3 protein-coding genes are annotated in these 4,061 nt (G+C 74.8%); 1 reads left to right on the forward strand and 2 read right to left on the reverse strand.

Annotated elements, in window-relative coordinates; translation table 11 throughout:
* Positions 1-115: 115 nt before the first annotated feature.
* A complete protein-coding gene (alr, locus tag ABD317_RS34255; protein WP_344295316.1) occupies positions 116-1,384 on the reverse strand; it encodes an alanine racemase in 1,269 nt (422 codons plus the stop codon).
* A gap of 149 nt (positions 1,385-1,533) precedes the next feature.
* Between alr and ABD317_RS34260 the strand changes: the two genes are divergently transcribed.
* Positions 1,534-2,730 (forward strand): RNA-guided endonuclease InsQ/TnpB family protein, encoded by a 1,197-nt coding sequence (locus ABD317_RS34260; RefSeq protein ID WP_344295319.1) that lies wholly within the window; start codon positions 1,534-1,536, stop codon positions 2,728-2,730.
* 29 nt (positions 2,731-2,759) lie between these two features.
* On the opposite strand, the gene ABD317_RS34265 is transcribed toward ABD317_RS34260, so the two are convergent.
* Positions 2,760-4,061: NAD(P)H-hydrate dehydratase (locus ABD317_RS34265; RefSeq protein ID WP_425582515.1), on the reverse strand; the 1,302-nt coding region annotated here is incomplete at its 5' end.

The following is a 4,061-nucleotide window of genomic DNA, read 5'->3' on the forward strand; positions in this document are numbered from 1 at the left end:
GGGGCCGCCGGCGGCGGCCCCGGCGTCGAGCCTGCCGGTGGCGGCGCCGGCGATGCCGGCCCGCCGGCCGGCCCGGGCCCAGCCGCCGGGGCCGGAGGCGGTGGTCGAGACGGGGTCAGCCATGGGGGGCCTCGGGGCGGTGGTGGTGCGGGCCGGCGTCGTACGGCGCGGCGCGGTCCGCCCCGTACACGACCGTGCTCGCGTCCGTGTCCGTGTCCGTGTCCGTGTGCATGGAGGTGGCATCCCCCGTGTCGCCCACGTACACGCGCGGAACGCGGGGTCCGATCCGGGTGACGATCTCGTAGCCGATCGTGCCCGCCGCCCGCGCCCAGTCCTCCGCCGTCGGCTCCCCGTGCTCCCCGGCGCCGAACAGCACCGCCTCGTCGCCCACCGCCGCCGCGTCCCCGCCCAGGTCCACGACGAACTGGTCCATCGCCACCCGCCCGGCGACCGTGCGCCACTTCCCGGCGACCAGCACCGGCCCCGTCCCGGACGCGTGCCGCGGGACCCCGTCCGCGTAGCCGAGGGGGACGAGCGCGAGGGTCGTGCGGCCCGGGGTGACGTAGCGGTGCCCGTACGAGATGCCCAGGCCGGCCGGCGCCTCCTTGACCTGCGCCACCGACGCCGTGAGCGTCATCACCGGCCGCAGCCCGAAGTCCGCGGCCGTCCCGACCTCGGGGCTCGGCGACAGCCCGTACGACGAGATCCCGGGCCGGACGAGGTCGAAGTGGGCGTCGGGGAGGGTGAGCGTGGCCGGGGAGTTCGCCAGGTGCCGCACCTCGGGGCGCAGGCCGGCGCGCTCGGCGACGGCGAGGGCGTCGTGGAAGGCGTCGAGCTGGCGGCGGACGGAGGGGTGGCCGGGCTCGTCGGCGCAGGCGAAGTGCGACCAGACGCCGGTGACGTCGATGACGCCGTCGGCCTCGGCGGCGCGGGCGGCGGCGACCAGGTCGGGCCAGTCGGCGGCGAGGCAGCCGTTGCGGCCGAGGCCGGTGTCGGCCTTGAGCTGCACGCGCGCGGGACGCCCGGCGGCGCGCGCGGCGGGCAGCAGCTCGCGCAGCGCCCACAGGCCGCTGACGGCGATGTCGAGGTCCGCCTCGACGGCCTCCCGCCACGGCCCGCCGGGCGTCCACAGCCAGCACAGGATCCGCCCCCGGTCCCCGGCGGCCCGCAGCCGCAGCGCCTCGTGCGGTGTGGCGGTGCCAAGCCACTCGGCACCCGCGGCGCGCGCGGCACGAGCGCAGGGCAGCATGCCGTGGCCGTAGGCGTCGGCCTTGACGACGGCCATGAACTGCGCGCGCGGGGCGATGCCGCGCAGGGCGCGGATGTTGGCGCCGTACGCGGTGAGGTCGATCTCCGCGCGGGCACGGAGGGGCGAGTCGGTCATCTGTTTCCTCCGTGGATACTCCGTCCTTCACGGCGGAGAGGGAACACATCCTGCGGAGCAGGGCAGGGAGCGGTGTTTCGCCGCCAAGCGAGTGGCCGTGCTCTGACCACAGGTTTGTGCTTCACCTGTCGTGGCGTTAGTTTGTGAGCGTGGCCGCGACGTATGTGAGGCGGGCGTTCAAGTACCGCTTCTACCCCACGGACGAGCAGGCGGCAGAGCTGTCGCGCACGTTCGGCTGCGTTCGCAAGGTCTACAACATGGCCCTCGCCGCCCGTACCCAGGCATGGACGCGGCAGGAGCGGGTGAACTACAACGCCACATCCGCGATGCTGACGGCGTGGAAGAAGACCGAGGAACTGGCCTTCCTCAACGAGGTCTCCTCCGTGCCGCTCCAGCAGTGCTTGCGGCACTTGCAGACGGCGTTCAGCAACTTCTTCGCCCAGCGGGCCAGGTACCCGCGCTTCAAGTCGAAGAAGAAGTCCCGCAGGTCCGCCGAGTACACCACCTCCGGCTTCCGCTTCCGTGACGGGAAGCTGACGCTGGCCAAGATGGCGGATCCTCTGGACATCGTGTGGTCGCGGCCGCTGCCGGAGGCGGCGAAGCCGTCGACGGTGACCGTGTCCCAGGACGCGGCCGGTCGCTGGTTCGTCTCCTTGCTGTGCCAGGACCCCGGGGTCACCCCGCTGCCCGCCACCGGCTCGGCGGTCGGTGTGGACGTCGGCCTGGACCACCTGCTGACTCTCTCCACCGGAGAGAAGATCACCAATCCCCGCCACGAGCGCCGCGACCGCGTCCGTCTGGCCCTGGCCCAACGCCGTCTGGCGAAGAAAGCCACGGGGGACGGCGCCAACCGGCGCAAGGCCCGGCAGCGGGTTGCCAGGATCTACGCCCGGATCGCCGACCGGCGGCGTGACGGTCTGCACAAGCTGACCACTCGTCTCGTCCGTGAGAACCAAACGGTCGTGATCGAGGACCTGACCGTGCGGAACATGGTCAAAAACCGCGGCCTTGCCCGTGCCATCAGCGACGCCGCGTGGTGGCAGTTCCGGAACCTGCTGGAGTACAAGGCAGCCTGGTACGGGCGGGAAGTGATCGCGGTGGACCGCTTCTTCCCCTCCTCCAGGCTCTGCTCCACCTGCGGCACGCTTCGGCAGAAGATGCCGCTGCATGTCCGTACCTGGACGTGCGCCTGTGGCGCGAGGCATGACCGGGACGTGAATGCGGCGAAGAACCTCAAGGCGGCCGGGCTGGCCGTGTCTGTCTGTGGAGCTGGTGTAAGACCTCAACGGAGTTCTCCGGGCGGGCAGGCGGCGACGAAGCAGAAAGCATCACGGCGCGAGCCGTGAGAATCCCCCTCGCTTACGAAGGGGAGAAGTCAACGTGGCCAGTGTCGCATCGGTCCTCGGCCTTCCCCCGTCCCGCGCACCGGAGGGTCAACCGCCCGCCTCCCGGTCACGGCCCCGCGGACGTCCCGCCAGACGCCCGGGAGGGCCTCCGGCAGTTCGTGGGCAGTCGCCGGGGCGCCGGCCGCGAGGGTGCGGGCGGCGAGGCCGTGGAGATACGCGCCGACAGAGGCCGCGTCGCCGGCCGCGAGGCCGGCGGCGAGGAGGGAGCCGGTGAGGCCGGAGAGGACGTCGCCGCTGCCGGCGGTGGCGAGCCAGGGGGTACCGGTGGGGTTGACCCGTACCGGCGCGGCCCGGCCGTCGTCCGGCTCGGCCACCAGCGTCGTCGAGCCCTTCAGCAGGGTCGTGGCGCCGTACGCCGCCGCCAGCGACCGTACGGCCGCCAGCCGGCCCGACTCCACCTCCGCCCGGTCCACACCCAGCAGCGCGGCGGCCTCCCCCGCGTGCGGGGTGAGCAGCGTCGGCGCGGAGCGGCGCCGTACCCGTACCCGGTCCAGCAGCCGCAGGCCGTCGGCGTCGACCAGCACCGGCACGTCGGTGTCCAGCACCTGCCCCAGCACCTCCGCCGCGCCCGGCGCGTCCCCGAGCCCCGGCCCGACGACCCACGCCTGGACCCGGCCCGCCTTCCCCGGCGGCCCGGGGTGCACGAGGGTCTCCGGATACCGGGCGATGACCGCCCGCGCGGCGGGCCCCACGTACCGCACGGCCCCCGCCCCGCCGCGCAGCGCCCCGCCGACGGCGAGCACGGCGGCGCCGGGGTAGCGCTCGGAGCCGGCGACGACGCCGACGACGCCGCGCCGGTACTTGTCGCTCTCGGCGGCCGGCGCCGGCAGCAGCGCGGCCACGTCGGCGTGTTGCAGCGCCTCCAAGTCGGGCACCGCGGGCAGGTGCGGCCCGAGCCCGATGTCGACGAGGCGCAGCGCCCCGGCGCGTTCGGCGGCGGGGTCGACGAGCAGGCCGGGCTTGTACGTGCCGAAGGTGACGGTGGCGGCGGCGGTCACGGCCTCGCCCCGTACCTCCCCGGTGTCGGCCTCGATGCCGCTGGGCAGGTCGACGGCGAGGACGGGGGCGCCGGTGTCGCGGACGAGCCGCAGGAGCGCGGCGGCGGAGGGGCGGAGGAGGTCGGAGCCGCCGATGCCGACGATGCCGTCGAGGACGAGGTCGACGCGGTCGAGCGCGCGGCGCAGGAGAGGGGTCCCGGCACCCCCGACCCCGCCCGGGCCGGCCCGGGACCACGCGCCCCCGCCCGACCCCGCGGCCCCGAGCCGCGCAGC

The organism is Streptomyces synnematoformans (assembly GCF_039531005.1).
Taxonomy (GTDB): Bacteria; Actinomycetota; Actinomycetes; order Streptomycetales; family Streptomycetaceae; genus Streptomyces; species Streptomyces synnematoformans.

What these genes read in the sequence shown, in the direction of transcription:
- alr (WP_344295316.1), bottom strand. Translation starts at nt 1,384, where the DNA reads ATGACCGACTCGCCCCTCCGTGCCCGCGCGGAGATCGACCTCACCGCG.